General features: G+C 39.0%; 14 protein-coding genes. 7 read left to right on the top strand and 7 right to left on the bottom strand.

Annotated elements, in window-relative coordinates:
- Positions 1-38: 38 nt before the first annotated feature.
- Both trpS and C9J38_RS12385 read right to left on the bottom strand, forming a co-directional pair.
- On the bottom strand, positions 39-1,055 hold the full coding sequence (trpS, locus tag C9J38_RS12390; RefSeq protein WP_107207368.1) for a tryptophan--tRNA ligase: 1,017 nt from the start codon (positions 1,053-1,055) through the stop codon (positions 39-41).
- A 623-nt stretch (positions 1,056-1,678) separates the two neighbouring features.
- Positions 1,679-1,921, bottom strand: coding sequence for a hypothetical protein (locus C9J38_RS12385; protein ID WP_107207367.1), 243 nt, complete (start codon positions 1,919-1,921; stop codon positions 1,679-1,681).
- A 109-nt stretch (positions 1,922-2,030) separates the two neighbouring features.
- Between C9J38_RS12385 and C9J38_RS12380 the strand changes: the two genes are divergently transcribed.
- On the top strand, positions 2,031-3,560 hold the full coding sequence (locus C9J38_RS12380) for a sodium:alanine symporter family protein (RefSeq protein ID WP_107207366.1): 1,530 nt from the start codon (positions 2,031-2,033) through the stop codon (positions 3,558-3,560).
- A gap of 58 nt (positions 3,561-3,618) precedes the next feature.
- Here the strand turns inward: C9J38_RS12380 and C9J38_RS12375 are convergent, their stop codons facing one another.
- Positions 3,619-4,176 carry a type II secretion system protein gene (locus C9J38_RS12375; protein WP_045083127.1) on the bottom strand — a complete coding sequence of 186 codons (558 nt, stop codon included), beginning with the start codon at positions 4,174-4,176 and terminating at the stop codon, positions 3,619-3,621.
- A 386-nt stretch (positions 4,177-4,562) separates the two neighbouring features.
- Here C9J38_RS12375 and dbpA point away from each other — a divergent pair, with 386 nt between their 5' ends.
- Positions 4,563-5,948 carry an ATP-dependent RNA helicase DbpA gene (dbpA, locus tag C9J38_RS12370; RefSeq protein ID WP_107207365.1) on the top strand — a complete coding sequence of 462 codons (1,386 nt, stop codon included), beginning with the start codon at positions 4,563-4,565 and terminating at the stop codon, positions 5,946-5,948.
- 98 nt (positions 5,949-6,046) lie between these two features.
- On the opposite strand, the gene C9J38_RS12365 is transcribed toward dbpA, so the two are convergent.
- Together C9J38_RS12365 and C9J38_RS12360 are read right to left on the bottom strand one after the other, a co-directional pair.
- Positions 6,047-6,265 (bottom strand): hypothetical protein, encoded by a 219-nt coding sequence (locus C9J38_RS12365; protein WP_107207364.1) that lies wholly within the window; start codon positions 6,263-6,265, stop codon positions 6,047-6,049.
- A gap of 274 nt (positions 6,266-6,539) precedes the next feature.
- The gene (locus tag C9J38_RS12360) at positions 6,540-6,761 is read right to left on the bottom strand and encodes a hypothetical protein (protein ID WP_107207363.1); all 222 of its coding nucleotides are present in this window, start codon (positions 6,759-6,761) and stop codon (positions 6,540-6,542) included.
- Positions 6,762-7,144: 383 nt separating this feature from the next.
- Between C9J38_RS12360 and C9J38_RS12355 the strand changes: the two genes are divergently transcribed.
- From C9J38_RS12355 to C9J38_RS12335, 5 genes are all read left to right on the top strand, one after another.
- A complete protein-coding gene (locus C9J38_RS12355; protein ID WP_107207362.1) occupies positions 7,145-8,971 on the top strand; it encodes a sodium:proton antiporter in 1,827 nt (608 codons plus the stop codon).
- A 198-nt stretch (positions 8,972-9,169) separates the two neighbouring features.
- Complete coding sequence (locus tag C9J38_RS12350) at positions 9,170-10,573, top strand: phosphoethanolamine transferase (protein WP_107207361.1); 1,404 nt, start codon at positions 9,170-9,172, stop codon at positions 10,571-10,573.
- Between the two features lie 751 nt (positions 10,574-11,324).
- Positions 11,325-13,985 (top strand): alpha-glucosidase, encoded by a 2,661-nt coding sequence (gene ygjK, locus C9J38_RS12345; protein ID WP_107207360.1) that lies wholly within the window; start codon positions 11,325-11,327, stop codon positions 13,983-13,985.
- Positions 13,986-14,452: 467 nt separating this feature from the next.
- Positions 14,453-16,087, top strand: a complete 1,635-nt coding sequence (gene eptA, locus C9J38_RS12340) for a phosphoethanolamine transferase EptA (RefSeq protein WP_107207359.1) — start codon at positions 14,453-14,455, stop codon at positions 16,085-16,087.
- 43 nt (positions 16,088-16,130) lie between these two features.
- Positions 16,131-16,490, top strand: coding sequence for a diacylglycerol kinase (locus C9J38_RS12335; RefSeq protein ID WP_008988692.1), 360 nt, complete (start codon positions 16,131-16,133; stop codon positions 16,488-16,490).
- A 91-nt stretch (positions 16,491-16,581) separates the two neighbouring features.
- Here C9J38_RS12335 and speB read toward each other — a convergent pair whose 3' ends face one another.
- Both speB and speA read right to left on the bottom strand, forming a co-directional pair.
- Positions 16,582-17,514 (bottom strand): agmatinase, encoded by a 933-nt coding sequence (gene speB / locus C9J38_RS12330; protein WP_107207358.1) that lies wholly within the window; start codon positions 17,512-17,514, stop codon positions 16,582-16,584.
- A gap of 95 nt (positions 17,515-17,609) precedes the next feature.
- A complete protein-coding gene (speA, locus tag C9J38_RS12325) occupies positions 17,610-19,529 on the bottom strand; it encodes a biosynthetic arginine decarboxylase (RefSeq protein WP_107207357.1) in 1,920 nt (639 codons plus the stop codon).
- Positions 19,530-19,790: the final 261 nt, after the last annotated feature.

Here is a 19,790-nt window from a genome sequence, read left to right as displayed (position 1 = left end):
CTGCCTTTATACCCAAGTGACTTCGATATCCGAAACCATTAGAAAAGGTTAAGCCCAAATGCGCTTTTCACATCATGTAATACGAGCTGAGTTTCTTGATTGGCTTTTTCGGTGCCTTTTTTCAATACTTCAACTAAATAGGCTTTATCATTTAAGTATTCTTCACGGCGTTGACGAATAGGCGTAATTAAGTCTTGTAAGCACGCCTCTAAGATTTTCTTTGTTGTACCATCACCTAAACCACCACGTTGGTAATGCTCTTTTAGTTCAGCGACATAGCTTTGATCTGGATGAAAAGCATCAAGATAGGTAAACACCACATTCCCTTCAATATTCCCCGGATCTTCAACCCGTAGGTGGTTTGGATCTGTGTACATTGATTTCACCGCTTGGCTAATTTGCTTACTGTCTGCGCCTAATGTGATGGCATTTCCCATTGATTTCGACATTTTATTTTTACCGTCAGTACTCGGTAGGCGTGCCACATTACTCAATAGTGCTTGGCATTCGACTAAGATCTCTTTACCAGCGATATGGTTAATTTTTCTTACGATTTCGTTGGTTTGCTCTAGCATGGGTAATTGATCATCACCGACAGGGATCAAATTAGCCTTGAATGCCGTGATATCAGCCGCTTGAGAAATGGGATAAGTTAAAAACCCGGCAGGAATGGAACGACCAAATGCTTTAGATTGAATTTCATTTTTAACGGTTGGATTACGTTCAAGTCGAGAAATCGATACTAGGTTTGAGTAGTACATTGTTAGTTCGGCTAACGCTGGCAGTGATGATTGTAAACAAATCGTGGTTAAGTTGGGATCGATACCAACGGCGAGATAATCGGCTACCACGTTTAAAATATTCGATGCGACTTTCTGTGGGTTATGCCCATTATCAGTCAGTCCCTGCATATCAGCGACAAGAATGGTTTGTTGGTACTGATGTTGTAGTTGAATGCGTTGTTCAAGGGAACCCACATAGTGGCCAAGGTGAAGTGGACCTGTTGCTCGATCGCCAGTAAGAATCACGTTAGTGCTTTGTGCTGATGTTGTCATAGTCTTCTCCAGAAAATAATTGTTGCTACCGGAGAGGACTGAAACAAGATCATAATTGTTCATGGCAAACCTTCCGGCAGCGTATGAACATAAAAATAAGGTGTGTTAGTTCAGCGCCGCTCTAGTAAGAGCGCCACCAACAAAGAAAGAGGTGAGGTGAACTTAATCGTAATTCCATAGAGGAAACAATATCCCTCTAATCTTTTTCTAGCAAGCATTTTATGCTTTATCTTGTTTACTAAAATTGAAAACTAACGACTGATTTTTTGAACATACGAGAATAACTAAAAGGTATAAAATGCAGTACATAAAGATTAAATCGAGGTCTGAATCATGTCATTTAAGTCTACTTATTTCTTTTTCTTCATTTTTGCATCCGTACTTTGGATCGGTATTCCGCTACTTGCTGTTTCCGTTTAATAAGTTTTATTTAATCTTTATTTTGGATGATTATTCTGATTTCAAAGGGGGCTGGCCGGTAAAATAAAGAATATTATTTCATGGTAAATAATCGCTCTAGCAAGGCTACCTAGGTGATTGTGTTGATATTATATTCACTAATATTGATTTTTTATTCTTTATTTTGTGCTAGTACTCTTTTCTTTATCCGATAGTCATCTCATTTATGCAGATAAAAATACTAATCTGTGTAAGATATTCTCCATAATTCGCGATTTTTTTGTAAGAAATATGCGATTTATATGATGATTATTCTCACCTGCTTGTTTGACTCCCATTCTAAAAATAGCGTCATATCCTTCCTTATTGTTTTTTATCTTGTTGTTTATTTTGTGTTTTTTATTTTCTTGTTCTTTGTTGGCAAGTAAGTTGATTGTTATTTTTGCGATATGCAATGCTTGTTTCATACTCTTATGATTGGGGCTTTATTCAAATTTAGGATGTTGCTATGTTAAAAGTGTAAACAAAATGTAAAACTACAAATATGAATTTTGTATATTCAAACAAGGATGTTGTATGAATAAAATTTTAATGACGGCAGCCATGCTTGGCGCATCAGGTAGCACCTTTGCTAGCTCTCTTGATGAGAAGATTAATGAGGTTGTTGCCCCGATTGTTAACCCTTTTGTTGGAATGATTTTCTCTTCCATTCCGCTTCCTTTTACGGATGTTAAAGCGCCATGGATTGTACTTTGGCTTGTTGTCGCTGCTGTATTTTTTACCGCTTACATGGGCTTTATCAATATTCGTGGTTTTAAACACGCCGTTAAAATTGTTAAAGGGGATTATGCTGATCCTAAAGACAGTGGTGATGTCACCCCATTTCAGGCTTTATCGACAGCGCTTTCTGGTACTGTTGGTTTAGGTAATATTGCAGGTGTTGCTGTTGCTGTGACAATTGGTGGTGCTGGTGCAACGTTCTGGATGATCCTTGCAGGCTTACTGGGCATGTCGACTAAGTTTGTTGAGTGTTCACTTGCCGTTAAGTACCGTACTTATAATCCAGATGGCACTGTCTCTGGTGGTCCTATGTACTACCTAAGCCAAGGTTTAGAAAAACGTGGCAATGCAGCATTAGGTCGTACGCTTGCGGTTCTGTTTTCAATCTTTGCGATTGGTGGCGCGTTAGGCGGTGGTAACATGTTCCAAGCCAACCAAGCGTATAAGCAAGTTGTTGGTGTAACGGGTGGCGATTTATCTTTCTTTGCTGATAAAGGTTGGTTGTTTGGCTTGATCCTCGCGCTATTGGTGGCATTCGTTATCATTGGTGGTATTAAGTCGATTGCTAAAGTAACAGCGAAAGTTGTTCCATTCATGGCGATTACTTATGTTGGTGCAGCAGTCGTTATCCTAGTGATGAACTACAATCTGATTGATGATGCCTTTGCCCAAATTATTAATGGTGCATTTACCGGTGAAGGTATTACTGGTGGTGTGATTGGTGTGCTAATCCAAGGCTTTAAACGTGCAGCGTTCTCGAATGAAGCGGGTGTGGGTTCAGCGGCGATTGCTCACTCAGCAGTTAAAACCAAAGAGCCAATTTCTGAAGGTTATGTCTCTCTGTTAGAACCGTTTATCGATACGGTTGTGATTTGTACTATGACTGCCTTGGTTATCATTATTACGGGTCAATTAGGTTCAGGCCTTGCAGGTGTAGAATTAACTTCAGCAGCATTTGGTAGCTCAATTTCTTGGTTCCCATTGGTACTTGCTGTCGCGGTTGTTCTGTTTGCTTTTTCTACCATGATCTCTTGGTCTTACTATGGCCTTAAAGCGTGGACGTACCTATTCGGTGAAAGTAAGAAAGCGGAGATGGCGTTTAAACTGATGTTCTGTACTTTCGTTGTTATCGGTGCATCAATGAACCTAGGTCCTGTTATCGACTTCTCTGATGCAATGATCTTCTCAATGGCACTGGTTAACATTGTCGGTCTATACATCATGGCACCAGAAGTAAAACGTGATTTGAAAGATTACCTACTACGTTTGAAAAACGGTGAGATCAAAGAACAAGGTAAAGCTGCAGCGAAACTTGCTAAGCAATAAGGTATAGCTGTTAAATAGAAAAATGCCGAGCAATATGCTCGGCATTTTTATGTTTGGGCTATTTGCAAGGAGTAAACGTTAGCTTATAACCTGATGCTGTTGATGATGCAGGAGTATAGGTTAGGTAACAGTTATCACGATTCATTTTATAACCGATGAAGTGACCTTCATCATTCTTTGCTTGTTCAGCAAATTGTTTAAAGGTGATTCTGTTTTCTCCTGCATGATTGGTAATACGCCAGTCAGTATTAAAATTATCAATTAAGTTCTTTAATGTGCCGCTATCATTAAGTGGATAGCCATAAGCAAATACACAGTCATGACCAGGTTTACTCGAACAGCCGGGGATTTTTAGATCTGCGGCATAAACTCCCGCACCGTCATAACTACCTTTATTTCGTGTTGCAACGTAAGGCTCATTCTCTAGTCCTGCAACGGCTAGTTTAGAATACGTTGTTCCAAATACGGATTTTAATGATCCTTCAAGCCCTCTTAATGAGGCATCTCTGGCATCATTTTGTAGGTTCATAAACTTAGGCGCAGCGACTACTGCTAAAATACCTAAGATAACAATAACAACGACAAGTTCTATTAACGTAAAACCATTCTTTTTCATCGGGGATAACTCATACATCATTCAATTGAGTGGTGTTTTTTGTGGATTGTATTCTTAATGAGTATTTTGGCAATATATTTATTGATTATAATGGTTTTATTTTGATTTGTTATTCATTTTAAGCGTTATTTGTTGGATTCTAGTGAATACATATTGCTTAACGTTTTAAAAGATAACGTTGATATGACGAAAGTTTGGTTTTGGTCGGTCAATGGAAAGAGATATTAGCGCAGCGCTAAATAAACAAATGGGTTGATCCTGTTGAAGTAGATTGTCAGCATGCCCATTAGCTGTTAGTGTCGCACCCCTTACGCATGCTTGCTAAATCAACATGCTGATATTCTAAAAACACGCTATGGTGTGTTAGTTGTATACAGGAAATAATTTTGAGCCAGACTGCTTTTTCTACGTTAAACCTTAACCCTGATTTGCTCAGTAACTTAACGTCATTAGGTTACGACGCAATGACGCCGATCCAAGCGCAAAGCCTACCTTTAATTCTTGAGGGAAAAGATGTTATTGCTCAAGGTAAAACAGGTTCAGGTAAAACAGCAGCATTTGGCTTGGGATTACTACAGAATCTAAAAGTAAAACGCTTTCGTGTGCAGACGCTAGTATTATGCCCAACGCGTGAGCTTGCCGATCAGGTAGCGAAAGAGATTCGTCGCTTAGCTCGTGCAATTCACAATATTAAAGTTTTAACATTATGTGGCGGTACACCTTTCGGGCCACAGATTGGTTCATTAGAACATGGTGCGCATATTATTGTGGGCACGCCTGGTCGTGTAGAAGAACACGTGCGTAAAGGCTTTCTATGTTTAGATGAGCTAAATACGTTAGTGCTTGATGAAGCTGACCGTATGTTAGAAATGGGGTTTCAAGACTCATTAGATGCCATCATTGATGTTGCGCCAAGCGATCGCCAAACACTGCTGTTTAGTGCAACCTATCCAACTCAAATTGCTTCTATTGCAAAACGTATTATGCGTAACCCTGTTGAAGTGAAAGTTGAATCTAACCACGATAATAGCAGCATCTCTCAGCACTTTTATAAAGTAGAGAGTAATGATGACCGCTTACGTGCTGTACGTTTGTTACTTAGCCAGCATCGCCCTGAGTCATGTGTGATTTTTTGTAATACCAAGCGTGAAGCACAAGAAATTTCTGATGATCTTGAAGATTACGGCTTTAGCTCAATTGCATTACACGGTGATTTAGAGCAGCGTGAACGTGATCGTACTTTAGTATTGTTTGCTAATAAAAGCCGTTCAATTCTAGTGGCAACTGATGTGGCTGCACGTGGCCTTGATATTGATAATCTTGATGCGGTGATTAACTATCACTTAGCACGTGATACTGAAGTGCATGTGCACCGTATTGGTCGTACTGGTCGTGCAGGTAGTAAAGGTATTGCTTGTTCGTTATTTAGCGATAAAGAACATTATAAAATCGCATTACTTGAAGATTACCTAGATCGCCCAATCTCAGGTGAAGCGTTACCAGCCGAGCATCTATTAGATCAACCAACGTTCCGCCCTGAAATGGTAACGTTAATGATTGATGGCGGTAAAAAACAGAAAGTCCGTCCGGGGGATATTTTAGGTGCATTGACGGGTGAAAATGGTATCGCTGGTAGTGATGTGGGTAAAATTAATGTCTTTGACTTCTGCGCTTATGTAGCAGTGAAGCGTGAAGTTGCACGTGCTGCATTGAAGAAGTTAGAAAACGGTCGAATTAAAGGTCGTAACTTCCGCTCTCGTCAATTACGCTAACTGCACTTTTAATCAAATAAAAAATCTAAAGAAAAGCCGATAGTAATATCGGCTTTTTTCCAATTCAATAGTAATAAATCACGATATAACAAAGTGTTTTATAAGAAGTAGTGTTGGTATTGAGAGTAAATTAACTCACTAAGGTAGTAAGTCAATTGGAATGAATGTTCATCAATACACAAGGTACAGTCACGCTCATCCTCATCAATGGAGTTGATAGCTATCGCAATTGTTTTCCATAATTGTAATTCACGATTTAGTGGTATATCAGCGATGAGTTTTTCATCACTATTGAAATTTATTGTTAAAATGGCCATGCGGAATAATACAGTGGTAAAGTTGAGCGATGATATGCATAACTATTCCTTTAAGCAATAGTTATGCGGTTTTTATGGCATTAATATCCCAAAATACCGCTTGCTTATCAGAATTTTTTGAATAGTTATTATAAATAAGCTGGTTGAGGTTATGAATATTTAGAGTTAGCTATTAGAGCCGTTTAAATAAGATAAGATGATAGAAAAAAAGCCGATGCAATATCGACTTTTGTAAAACAGGTTGAATAACTTCATTTAGAGATTCAGGAAAAGGCTATAAAAAATAATGTTGGTACTGAACATAAATGGTTTCACCTAGGTGTTGAGGCACTTTAAAAGAGTGATCATCAATACTTAAAAAGCTGTAGATGTCATTAGCTTCATCTTCTTCTTTTAAAGAAATTGCAACCATCTTCCAAAGTTGCAGTTCGTGAGTTGGAGGGATCTTAGCAATGAACTTTTCATTTGCAGCGAATGTAATATTTAATGTAGCCATACTGATAACCTTATAATCTTCCTGTGCAAGAAGAATAGCCCTAAGATACCCACAGGCAATTATTTATGCTTATAGCGTTATTGAGATCTCATTTTTTACTTTTGGTTGTTTGTTTCTAAGTGACTTATTTGCGTAAAAATGGCAACAAATAGTCTCGTCTCTTTATCTTATCCTTGTTTTGAAATCCTCATTTTTGTCATCTATTTGTTCTAAATATGAGCAACAAAATGATAAGGTTGAACTCAGCACCCATTTATTAGTCAGGTAGTGGCAAACAATAGCTTTAGTTATATTGGGCAGATAAGAATATAGCGAGCTATATTCGTTATATTTTAAAATCACATAAATAATGTGATGTGTATTAAGCTATAGAGTATGACCTCATGCATGAAGAAATGATTGGCCTAACTATCGCGGGATTAGGTGTTTTAGGCCTGAGCTGTCAATGGTTAGCATGGCGAATGAAATTGCCAGCTATTTTATTATTATTGATGGCTGGATTAATAATAGGGCCTGTGACAGGAGTATTTAACCCTAATATTTTATTTGGTGATTTACTGTTTCCATTAATTTCATTATCAGTTGCTGTGATTCTATTTGAAGGCAGCTTGACCCTAAATTTTGATGAAATTAAAAATGTAAGGCGTAATGTAAAATCTATTGTCACTGTTGGGGCAATCATTACATGGATGATCACCAGTGTCGCTACTCATTACTTATTGGATTTTAGTTGGCCATTAGCCTTGCTGTTTGGTTCTATGACAGTTGTAACAGGGCCGACGGTGATTGTGCCGCTATTACGTACCGTTAGGCCACAAGCCAAACTTGCTAATATTTTACGGTGGGAAGGGATTTTAATTGATCCCATTGGTGCAATTTTCGTTGTTATTGTTTATGAGTTTATCGTCTCTAGTAGCACCATCCATAGTGTTGAAGTTTTTGGTCTTATGTTGCTGGTGGGTCTGGTGCTCGGTGGTGTTGCAGGTTGGCTATTAGCGCATGTATTACGTCGTCATTTACTGCCAGAATATCTCCAACCGTTTGCTGTTTTAGCATTAGTACTTGGAGTATTTTCAGCGGCTAATGCGTTAGAGCCAGAAGCTGGATTATTGGCTGTTACAGTGATGGGCATGTGGCTGGCGAATGCGAAAGACGTCAATATTCAGCATATTTTGCACTTTAAAGAAAACTTAACAATCTTACTGATTTCTGGTTTGTTCTTGATCCTAGCATCACGCATTCAAATGTCTGATTTCCATGCATTAGGTTGGGGAGCTATCGCTGTATTTGTGGTGATTCAACTGGTGTCACGCCCAGTATCTATTTTCATTTCCACTATGTTTAGTCAGTTAGCCTTTAAAGAAAAACTGTTTTTAGCTTGGGTAGCGCCACGAGGTATTGTTGCGGCAGCTATTTCAGCGTTGTTTGCGTTAAAGCTTTCAAACGATGGGGTAGCAGGTGCAGAACTATTAGTCCCACTAACCTTTATGGTGATTATTGGCACAGTGGTCTTGCAAAGTTTAACTGCGCGACCAATGGCTAAGTTACTGGGCGTTGCGGAGCCTTCACCTAAAGGCTTTATAATTGTTGGTGCGAATGACGTTGCGCGCACTATTGCGTTAGCATTAAAAAAATATGATTGCCGTGTCGTGGTGACAGATTCTAATTGGGATTATATTCGTGCCGCACGTATGGCTGGGCTTGAAACCTATTACGGTAATGCCGTATCAAGCCATGCTGATGAGTATTTAGATGTGATTGGTATTGGCCATTTATTAGCGTTAACACCAGATAAGCATTTTAATGCAGTAGCAGCTATGCACTTTGAAAGTGACTTTGGTAGCCGTAATGTGTTCCGTTTGAACGGGCGTCGGCATAATAGTGGTTTAGAGAAACACTCAGCATCTCAAGCGCATAATGGTGCTGCTTTATTTGGTGAAGATATTAGCTATAAGAAATTAGCGAGTTTGATTAACCAAGGTGGTGAGATTAAACATACTAAGTTGAGTGATAACTTTACGTTAGAAGATTACTACGCGCAGTATAAAGCAAGTCAACTTATTCCAATGTTTGCGATTGATCCTAAAGGTTATATTTATACATATACGGTTAACGATGAATTTGCTGTGAAGGCGGGATGGACGATAGTTTCTTTAATTAAAGAATTAAAAGTTTCAGAAGAAGTTAAAGATATAAAAACAGAAGTTTAGCTCTTCTAGCTATCATCATAATGATAAAGGCACGTTAAACGTGCCTTTTTCTTTTTCTTATATGTTAATATCTTCCACTTAGTTTTTAGAATATCGTGGCTTACCGTGAAACAAAAAATAAGAATGCTTATAAAAAATAAGCGCTTTCTCTTTGATCTTATAATATCAATTTTTCTTGTTGTATTATCGACCACTGCAATGGGAGCAAAGCACCACAATTACTTGTTATCATTATTGGTGTATTGTGTTGGTGTTATGATCCTCGCTGGATATAAGCAAGTAAAATACTGCTTGTTATTACCATTGTTTATTATAAGTTGGCTTTATTTACCAGTAGGTATGATTTATGGTTCACCTAATATTGGATCTGTTGCGTCATTATTAGATACGAACAAGCAAGAAGCATTAGAGTTTATTTCAAATATTCCATCGGATATTATTCCTTGGTCAGCCAGTTTATTTATTTTAATTCTTGTCTTTGCATTTAAGAAAACATCTTATCAACTTAAACATGATATTCCGTTAGTCATTGGATTGGTACTTCTCTATTTTTCACCTTATAACCATCTTTTTGTACGCGGCTATCAATCTGTTACTGATTACTTTGTGCAAGAAAAGGCACTTGAGGCTGCTTTCTCGCATAAAGTGAATTTGGATATTCAGCAGGTTACACCTCAATATCAAAACTATATTGTTGTTATTGGTGAGAGTATGCGTCGTGACTATATGTCATTATATGGTTATCCAGCGAAGACAACCCCGTACTTAGATACTGCCAATGGCTTGTTTTTAAATGGCTATATTTCAACGGCACCAAATACAACAACTTCATTACCACGTACGCTTTCTTTAAGCCAAGGGATAACGTTCAAGCCTAATATTAACTTTATTAATCTTGCTAATAGCGCAGGGTTTAAAACGTACTGGTTATCTAATCAAGGAAAAATAGGACGTTATGATACGCCTATTTCAAAATTTGCAATTTTAAGTAATGAAACGCATTTTTTGAAAAATGGCAGTTTTAATGGTTCAATTAATTATCAAGACTCCGATTTGTTACCTTTATTTAAACAGGCTTTGCTGGAACCAACGAAGCAGCATAAGTTGATTGTTGTGCATTTAATGGGATCACACGCAAAATTTTGTCGTCGAATAAAGCATGATGATTATCATTTAAAAGATAAACAACTGTCTTGTTATTTATCAACATATCGAGAATTTGATGCGCTAATGAAAAATATGGTAGGGATATTAAAAAATAGTCAGCAATCATATTCATTAATGTATTTCTCTGATCATGGCTTAAGCGATAAAAATAACAAAGGTAAAGATGTTTATTTAGTACACGGAGAGGATCATAAATCAAATTATGAAGTGCCATTCTTTATTTTATCAAGTGATAGCAAGCAACATGAGATGTTGAAAAAGCAAGTTAGTGCTTATCACTTTTTATCGTTATTTTCAGATTGGACTGGGATTGAATCAAAAAAAGTAATGCCATTAACTTTAGATCAGATACACGATAAAAATATTCGTGTGTTTAATTACAGCAAAATGGTTGATTTCAATCATCTAGCCCCCGATCCTGCGGTGAAAATATAAAGTAAACATTCGCTTATGTTTCGTTCTTTAATAGGTTAATGATTTTAATGAAGGCCAAGTGGGTAACACTTGGCCTTTTTCATACGCTTGATTAGGGTTTTTATCGTCAAATATAAATGGTGATGTATGTTGTTATAAATGTAGTCTATTTATCAACGAGGTTATTTTTGAGCATTAATGCAATAAAAAGGAAGAATTTTTTGTACATCAATAGTTAATTTTTGCTGCTTTTTCCGAAAAATTAAAGGATTGGATAGTTAATGGAAAAGAATTAAGGAAGTATATTTATATTATGTAAGTAAATGACTGTGATATTTATCAAGAAATAAAACAAAAAATAGTAATTTCAATTGTTACTTTACACCTTGTTCTTGTTACTAATGTTACATAACTTATTTTTAATAAGGGATGTTTGTAGAACAAATATCATAGTTAACATGATTATTTGAGGAGAAGATCTAATTTTTATTTATCGTTTTTATTCAGATTAAAAGATAATCAACCTATATAAATTAATAGTGTGAATTTACTTCAAAAATATAATGGATTTTATTTCTTATACTTGTATATGATTGTTACATTCCATACTTAAGCTGAATTTAAGTAGGTTTATTTATGTGATTTACTTCAATTTTAGTGTTTTTATTTGTCTTTAATATTCCCTCCGCTTATAGCGCAATACCAAAATACTCTACCCATAAAAATAATATTAATTCCATGTGGAATGTCTCTTTATATTGAAGGTGTAACAATGACGAATAATCCAATAGTAACTAAGAAAACATTACTTGCCGCAGTGATCGGCTCTTTATTATTGACTGCTGGCTGTAATAGTGATGATTCGTCTAGTTCATCGTCTGAAGAGAAAAAGAAACCAGAATTAGCCCTGCAGTTTAAAGACATTATTGATCGCACAGGTACACCAAAACACCTTGCAGAAGTTGGAGCGGGTAATCACATGGCTTATACGCCATTACATGATGACGGCGCGTGGCATGGTCACCTATTACCAGATTTAAAAGCAAATCCAGAAAATAAAGGTGGCTTTGGTGTGACGGCTATCGCTGAAGAATATAATACTTCGGTAGCAGAGTATTTCGATAAATTATCTATTTTAAAAGATGGTCAGCCTGTTGATTTTAAAGCTGTTGCTTACAGTATTCCGGGCGCATTAATTCAAACATTAACCGCCGATGATATTCGTGTTGAGATGACATTGCAGTTTGTTTCTTCTCGTTCCTCATTGGTTGAGACGGCCGTTACTAATAATAGTGGTCAAGATCTTACGTTATTGTGGGACGGCAAATTAGTTGAACGTTTCTACGCCCTAGATGGTGTTGAAAAGCCAGTATGCAGTGAATTAGATAAAGATGATAAGCAAGAATGTTATGAAGCAACAGTCGCTGAACAATTACCTGATTTAACGCGTACTTTAACAACGGATAATCATGGGAATATTACTCTACAGTTTGGTAAAGAGCGTGACTCATGGTGGGTGAGAACCCGTGGTGATTCAGCTTTTTATATTGATCGCAGTATTGCCGCTAAAACAACAGTAAAGGGTTTGGAATATCAATCAACGTCAGATATTGGTAATGAAAAAGAAACCAAGATCTATACCGTCTTTAGTCATACTTTAACGGCGGATGAGTGGAAACAAGAGCAGCCAGTTGTGGCTGATATTTTGAAAAATCCTATTAAATATATGAATGCGACCACTAGTCGTTGGGAAAGTTACTTAAGTCATGGTTTAGTAAATGACAATGCAACGACAGAACAAGAGCGGGTTGCAGTGAAAGCGATTGAAACCTTAACTGGTAACTGGCGCAGCCCCGCTGGTATGGTAAGCCATGATACAGTAACGCCATCGGTAACCGCACGTTGGTTCTCTGGTAACTTAACGTGGCCGTGGGATACGTGGAAACAAGCGTATGCAATGGCGCATTTCAATCCTGATCTTGCGATGGAAAACATTCGCACAGTGTTTGAACACCAAGTGAAAGCTGACGATGTGTTACGTCCATATGATAAAGGCTATTTGCTTGATGTGGTGGGTATGAACATGTCTCAGCAACGTGGAGATGCATTGGGTATAACCGAATTTAATGATGCACAAACATGGAATGAGCGTAATACCAAACCATCACTGGCGTCATGGGCGGTATGGGAAGTCTACACAGCGCTGAAAGATAAATATAACCGTCCAAGTGATGCCAAAGCATGGCTTGAAGAGATGTACCCACAGTTAGTGGCATACCATGATTGGTGGTTAACTGCACGTGATACTAATAAGAACGGTATTCCTGAATACGGTGCGGCAGTGGATCCTGAGCACACGAAAGATGGCCAGCTTATTTACAAATATAAGTTAGAAGGCGATACAGAATGGCAAGTGGCTTATGGTATTGATAATTACAATGCACTGTTAGAGTCGGGCAATTACGTTGATATTAGCAGCCCTGCACAGACTGCAGCGTCTTGGGAGTCAGGTCGTGATGATGCCGCGGTATTTGGTTTTATCGACACTATTGCTGATGCGCAAGGGCTGACTGATTCTGACGAAATTGCTACCATCGATCAGCTAGGTCGTTATGCGAAAAAGAAGTACGAGTTTGATAATAGTTATAATATCAATGCTAAGACTGTGACTTACCGTAATACTGATGCGGTTAATACTGCAAAACTGAATCTGGCGAAAAAAGATTGGCAGGTGAAGTTCAGTGAGAACAAAGACGCATCTGGTGAAGTGATTGGTTACTCACTGATGCAAGAATCGGTCGACCAAGCTTCATACTGGTACAGCGATAACAAATATCTTGCTCAAATTGCTGAGGTATTAGGTCATAGCGATGCCGCAGAAACCTTTACGCAAAAAGCAGTAGAGACTAGGGACTACATTAATAAATGTATGTTTGATACTGACACTGGTTTCTACTACGACATCAATATTGATAGTTCTGAAGCGAAAGAATTAAATAATGGTTGCGCGGGTAAGCCAATTGTAAAACGAGGCATGGGTGCTGAAGGTTGGTCACCGCTGTTTAATGGTGCTGCAACAGAAGTGACAGCTAAAGCGGTCGTTGCAAACATGATGGATACCAGAAAGTTTAATACGACAGTGCCACTGGGGACTGCATCGGCTGATAACCCAGCTTATGGTGCCGATATTTACTGGCGTGGTCGAGTATGGATTGATCAGTTTTATTTTGGTGTGAAGGGGATGGCGAATTATGGCTATACCAAAGAAGCGCATGAGATGGTAAATAAACTTTTTACTAATGCAGAAGGTTTAACTAAGCAGCTTCCGATTCAGGAAAATTACAACCCTGAAACAGGGGCGGTGCAGGGCGCAAATAACTTCTCATGGAGTTCTGCTCACCTTTACATGCTATACAACGACTTTTTGAAATAAGTCGTTCAGTGAAAAGTTAATTTGATTCAGCATTAATCCCCCTAATGTTGATAACTCCAACGCCAATACAGAGAACGTATTGGCGTTTTTTATATCAAAGCGGTGAAAACTGTATCTTGTTCTATCTCCTGTCAGGATGTAAACAGCTTATTTATTCATAATTCAACGCGTGAATATATTGCTTTGACCTTTTTTCGACATGGGTGCAGTTATCGTACATCTTCTATATTTACTAAAAGGTGAAAAGAAGATGGTATGAAAACGTCACTATCCATTAGCTGAATCTTTGTTTGCATTTAAGATATAAAGCAATTTATATAGTTATTGGTTAATTGTATGAATTTATAGATATAATTCGCCGCCAAAATGGAACAGATTCGCCAAGGTTGGCATGACGTTAATTGTGAACTGGAATGCCAATGTTCACGCCATACCAAATGATGATAAATACTCTTGGGAATAGACACATGAAATTTCGTTTAACGAGTGTGCTATATACGCTTTTAATCGCACTGTTTTTTACGGCGATACAAAATATTGCGTTATGGCGACATATCACTGAATTATTTGAAGCCAATCCGCCAAATAGTCTTATTTTTGCCATATCCATACCGATCTTTATTTGTGCGGCATTAAATATCATCTTTACCTTACTTATTTGGCCGAAGATATATCGTGTTTTGATCCCTGTACTGATTATTCTGTCGGCACTAGCAACCTATGGTATGTACAGCTATGGCGTATTTTTCGATTACGGTATGATCGTTAATATTTTTGAGACGAATACCGGTGAAGCGACCAGTTATCTATCGCTCGGTGGTGGGATATGGTTATTGGTTATCGGGATTATTCCTGCCATCATCTTTACGTCGATGAAAGTACAATTTAAGCCCTTTTTTAAAGAATTACTGTCAAAATTAGGATCGATTGTTGTCTCGTTGCTAGTGATTGGCTTGATTGCTGCTGGGTATTATAAAGATTATGCGTCTTTGGTTCGTAACCACTCTGAAATTAAGGCGCTGATTAACCCAACTAACTATTTGTCAGCCACTTATCGTTATGCGCAGTACCAGTTAATTGAAGCGAAGATGCCGTTTAAACACATTGGCACTGATGCGGTAAATGAACACGCTGTTATCTCTGAAAAAACAGGTAAACCGAATGTGGTGGTGATGGTATTAGGTGAAGCATCACGTTCGATGAACTATTCACTCAATGGTTACGATCGTGATACCAACCCTGAGCTGGCAAAATTGAATGTGATCAGCTTTAAAGATGTTAAATCTTGCGGTACGGCAACGGCAGCTTCTGTGCCTTGTATGTTCTCTGATATGACTAAAGCGAACTACAACCCAATGACCGCACGTCACCAAGATGGCGTATTAGATGTGATGCACCACGCGGGGATTGATGTGTTATGGAAAGATAATGATGGTGGTTGTAAAGGGGCATGTGATCGCATTAAACATGTTGAGATGAGTGCTGAAATTGATCCTAGCTTGTGCCATAACGGCTCGTGCTACGATCAAATCTTATTGAAAGGCCTGCAGCAATACATTGATGATGCGAAGCAAGATACCTTTATTGTGCTGCATATTATAGGTAGTCATGGGCCAACCTATGACGATCGTTATCCTGCTAAATTTAAAGTGTTTACCCCTACCTGTGATACCAGCGATTTGCAAAACTGTACTCAGCAGCAGGTAAAGAATACCTACGATAACACCATTGTTTATACCGACTATATCTTGAGCCAAGTGATTGATATGTTGAAGCAAGATGATCATCATGCCAATACAGCGATGTTCTATATGGCCGATCACGGTGAATCTTTGGGTGAAGATGGCGTGTACTTGCATGGTTTACCTTATGCTATTGCACCGAAAGAGCAAACCACTGTGCCACTGATATTATGGTTATCACCTGAATACCAAAAAAATCAGCACATTAACCGTGCTTGCTTAGAAAAAGAAGCACAAGCCGGTGGATATTCACAAGATTATCTGTTCCATTCACTACTTGGCATGATGGACGTAAAAACCAACGTTTATGAACCTAAACTAGATATATTTTCACAATGTCGTAGTATTAGCGCCCATTAATGCAATGCTAGCTAACTGATTATAAATAGAGAGAAAAATAATAATGAAACCGGGTGCGACGGGAATAACTCGAATTATTAATGCCGCAGGCTATTCTGTTCAAGGATTGAAAGCTGCATGGAAGAACGAAGCGGCATTTCGCCAAGAGTCAGTGCTACTGGTGCTAATGACTGTGATTAGCTTTTTCTTACCGGTGACTGGGGTAGAGCGAGCAATCATGATTGCTTCATTGTTGTTAGTGATGATTGTTGAGTTGATTAACTCAGCCATTGAGGCAGTGGTTGATCGTATCGGTCCTGAACACCATGAGTTGAGTGGCCGAGCGAAAGACATTGGTTCGGCAGCGGTATTTGTTGCGATGGCACTGGTTGTTGTTGTGTGGGGCGGGATCTTAATTAGCTAGCGACGACACAAAATAATAAAACAGCACACTTAAAGAAATGCCAGAGTGAAAGCTCTGGCATTTTTGTATTTCTAGGTATGTGCTTTATCGTTTATTTAATATCTGCTTTCTTATGAGTTAATGCCCATAGGTGCAGCATATCGGTTGCAATTGTTGCTGCTGCAAGGGATGTCATATCAGCGTGATCGTAAGACGGTGCTACTTCAACCACGTCCATACCAACTAAGTTAATACCTTCTAGCGCACGGATAATTTTCAGTGCTTTATCTGATGTTAAACCACCACACACAGGAGTACCTGTACCCGGTGCGAACGCAGGATCTAAACAGTCAATATCAAAGGTTAAGTACACAGGCATATCACCCACTTTTTCTTTGATAGTTGAAACGATTTGCTCAACCGACCAATCATTAGCAGTGCCAGCATCAATCACGTTAAAGCCTAAGCTGTCGCAGTGATCGGTACGAATACCAATTTGTACCGAGTGGTGAGGGTCAATTAACCCTTCTTTCGGTGCATGGTAGAACATGGTGCCGTGATCAAACTTACTGCCTTGATCATAAGTGTCAGTGTGGGCATCAAAGTGGATCAATGCCATTTTACCGAACTGCTTAGCGTGAGCACGAAGCAGCGGCAGGGTCACAAAGTGATCGCCACCAAAGCTTAACATTGCCTTACCTTGTTCTAATAGGCCGGTTGCGTGTGCTTCTAGACGCTCACACATTTGTGCGGCATCACCACAATCAAATACCAGATCACCACAGTCAGCAATCTTGATAGTTTTAAATAAGTTAAATGTCCATGGCCAACGTTTACCTTCCCATGCTAGGTTGGTTGAAATTTGGCGAATCGCGCCAGGTCCCATGCGACTCCCAGAACGACCCGTGGTTGCCATATCAAATGGAATACCAGTGATCACCACATCAGCATCAGACTCCATTGGTGAGAAGTTGAGTGGTTGACGCAAAAAACCAAACGCATTTGCGTATAGTGAGTAATCTGGGTAGTTAGCTAATGTTGCCATGGTTCTCTCCAACAACAATCTTGGGCAAAGCCCTGTTAAGACATCCTATCACACAGGATTGACGTGATAGGGACCTTATTTAGTCTATAAATTAATTAGATAGCACGAACATCTTCGAGGTAAGTGTAACCTTCTAGACCTTCAGCCAACTCTTGTAAAATCGCATCACGCTCGTGAGCAGTTAAATGTTGCTCAGCCATTGTTTGGTATTGGCGTAAAAACTCTTTCGAGTCTAAATGCACGTAGCGCAATACATCGCCAACACTGTCACCGCGATCAATTTTTTCTATTTCATAACCACCGTCAGCACGAGTACGAACAACAGCGGTGTCGGTATCACCAAAGAGGTTATGCATATCACCTAAAATTTCTTGATAAGCACCGACCATAAAGAAACCAATACGGTAAGGCTCTTCAGCTGACCATGTTGGAACCGGTAGTGTGGTTTCAATACCCTGGCTTTCAACATATTGATCAATGGCACCATCTGAATCACAGGTGATATCTAAAATAATCGCACGACGTTCAGGGGCTTTATCCAAATTGCTTAAAGGCAATACAGGGAAGATTTGATCAATACCCCATGCATCTGGCAATGATTGGAATAAAGAGAAGTTCACAAAGAACTTATCCGCTAAACGCTCATGCAACTCATCTAAAATCGGGCGGTGAGCTCGGTTTTTATCTGAGAGTTTTTTCTGTAATTCGTAACATAGGCGTAAGCTAACTTGCTCTGCCCATGCACGGTCGATAAAGCTGATCATCCCAACCCCAAATAGGGCGTGAACTTCGGCTAAATCGCTTTGGTTATCATGGTAGATCTCAACTAACGAGCGTTGATCGGAATGCTCAGAGAGCTCTTTCCACGACATCCACATGTTCTGTAGCACTTGTGGTGCATCTTCAGTAGGTGCACTAATGCTTTCTGGTTTGTAGCTTTCTACACCCACAACATCGGTGATTAAGACTGCGTGATGCGCCGTTAAGTTACGCCCAGATTCTGAAATAATGCGTGGCATAGCAATATCATATTCAGTACAAATATCACCTAATACATAAACAATGTTGTTTGCATATTCGTTAATACTGTAGTTCATTGAACAACTGCTCTGGCAACGGGTACCTTCATAGTCCACGGCCAAACCACCACCAACATCTATAGTTGTAATACCAACACCGATTTTTTTCAATTCTGCGTAAACTCGGCCGGCTTCACCCACACCATTTCTTACATCACGAATGTTGGCGATTTGCGATCCTAAGTGGAAATGCAACAATTGCAGACAATCTAGCATATCGCGCTGGCGCAGTTCATCTACCACAGTTAAAACCTGAGATGCCGATAATCCAAACTTAGACTTCTCACCACCACTGGCTTGCCACTTACCTTTCCCTTGCGAGGCTAAACGAACGCGTAAACCAAGACGAGGAGTAACGCCAAGCTCTTTTGCTTGCTCTAAGATAATGCGTAGTTCTGATAGTTTTTCTAGGACGATATACACTTCGTGTCCTAGCTTTTCACCTATGAGTGCAAGGCGAATGTATTCTTTATCTTTATAGCCATTACAAACAATGACTGAGCTCGCCTCTTGCGCCATAGCCAGCACAGCCATGAGTTCTGGTTTACTGCCCGCTTCTAAACCTAACTGACGTTGTTGCTTAGCGTATTGGCTTTTAAGAATTTCGCTAACGACTTCTTGCTGTTGGTTGACTTTGATGGGATAAACCGCAAGGTAGTCACCAGTATAGCCATAATTCTCAATAGCTTGGTTAAACACACTACATAAGCTATCGACACGGTGATGCATAATTTCTGGAAAACGCACCAATACCGGTAATGAGGCACCAGCGGCAATCAGTTCATCAGCAAGTTGCGATAAACCTATGGTATTGCCGGGAGCCTGTAAATTAGGACGTGCAACCACGGAACCATCTTGTGCAATATCAAAATAGTTTTGGCTCCAGTAAGGCGTATTATAAACGTCACGTGCGTTATTAATTGTCCACTCACTCATAGTCTTAATCCTTGCAAAGTACGCGTCAGTTTTTTAAGGCGAACAAAAGCCCTACAGAACTGCAGAAAATATAAATAAAATAGAAGGTTATGATTACTGACGTAATAAAAGTCAGGATCTAAAGGTTACCTTAATAAAAAAGCAATCCACATCTAACAGTAGTGTGTTGCAATTAATTACACGTAACTGGGACTATCCGAATTCGTTTCATCATTACTATTAATGAACATACGTGTCGATCGTCTAGATTGGGGTGGTCTG

The organism is Photobacterium sp. GB-210, from assembly GCF_003026075.1.
Classification (GTDB): domain Bacteria; phylum Pseudomonadota; class Gammaproteobacteria; order Enterobacterales; family Vibrionaceae; genus Photobacterium.
The sequence above is the reverse complement of the archived record's forward strand: the minus strand, read 5'-3'. Positions and strand labels throughout refer to the sequence as shown.

Coding starts and splice junctions, on each gene's coding strand:
- trpS (WP_107207368.1), bottom strand. CDS start 1,055: ATGACAACATCAGCACAAAGCACTAACGTGATTCTTACTGGCGATCGA.
- C9J38_RS12385 (WP_107207367.1), bottom strand. CDS start 1,921: ATGAAACAAGCATTGCATATCGCAAAAATAACAATCAACTTACTTGCC.
- C9J38_RS12380 (WP_107207366.1), top strand. CDS start 2,031: ATGAATAAAATTTTAATGACGGCAGCCATGCTTGGCGCATCAGGTAGC.
- C9J38_RS12375 (WP_045083127.1), bottom strand. CDS start 4,176: ATGAAAAAGAATGGTTTTACGTTAATAGAACTTGTCGTTGTTATTGTT.
- C9J38_RS12365 (WP_107207364.1), bottom strand. CDS start 6,265: ATGGCCATTTTAACAATAAATTTCAATAGTGATGAAAAACTCATCGCT.
- C9J38_RS12360 (WP_107207363.1), bottom strand. CDS start 6,761: ATGGCTACATTAAATATTACATTCGCTGCAAATGAAAAGTTCATTGCT.
- C9J38_RS12355 (WP_107207362.1), top strand. CDS start 7,145: ATGCATGAAGAAATGATTGGCCTAACTATCGCGGGATTAGGTGTTTTA.
- C9J38_RS12350 (WP_107207361.1), top strand. CDS start 9,170: ATGGGAGCAAAGCACCACAATTACTTGTTATCATTATTGGTGTATTGT.
- ygjK (WP_107207360.1), top strand. CDS start 11,325: ATGACGAATAATCCAATAGTAACTAAGAAAACATTACTTGCCGCAGTG.
- eptA (WP_107207359.1), top strand. CDS start 14,453: ATGAAATTTCGTTTAACGAGTGTGCTATATACGCTTTTAATCGCACTG.
- C9J38_RS12335 (WP_008988692.1), top strand. CDS start 16,131: ATGAAACCGGGTGCGACGGGAATAACTCGAATTATTAATGCCGCAGGC.
- speB (WP_107207358.1), bottom strand. CDS start 17,514: ATGGCAACATTAGCTAACTACCCAGATTACTCACTATACGCAAATGCG.
- speA (WP_107207357.1), bottom strand. CDS start 19,529: ATGAGTGAGTGGACAATTAATAACGCACGTGACGTTTATAATACGCCT.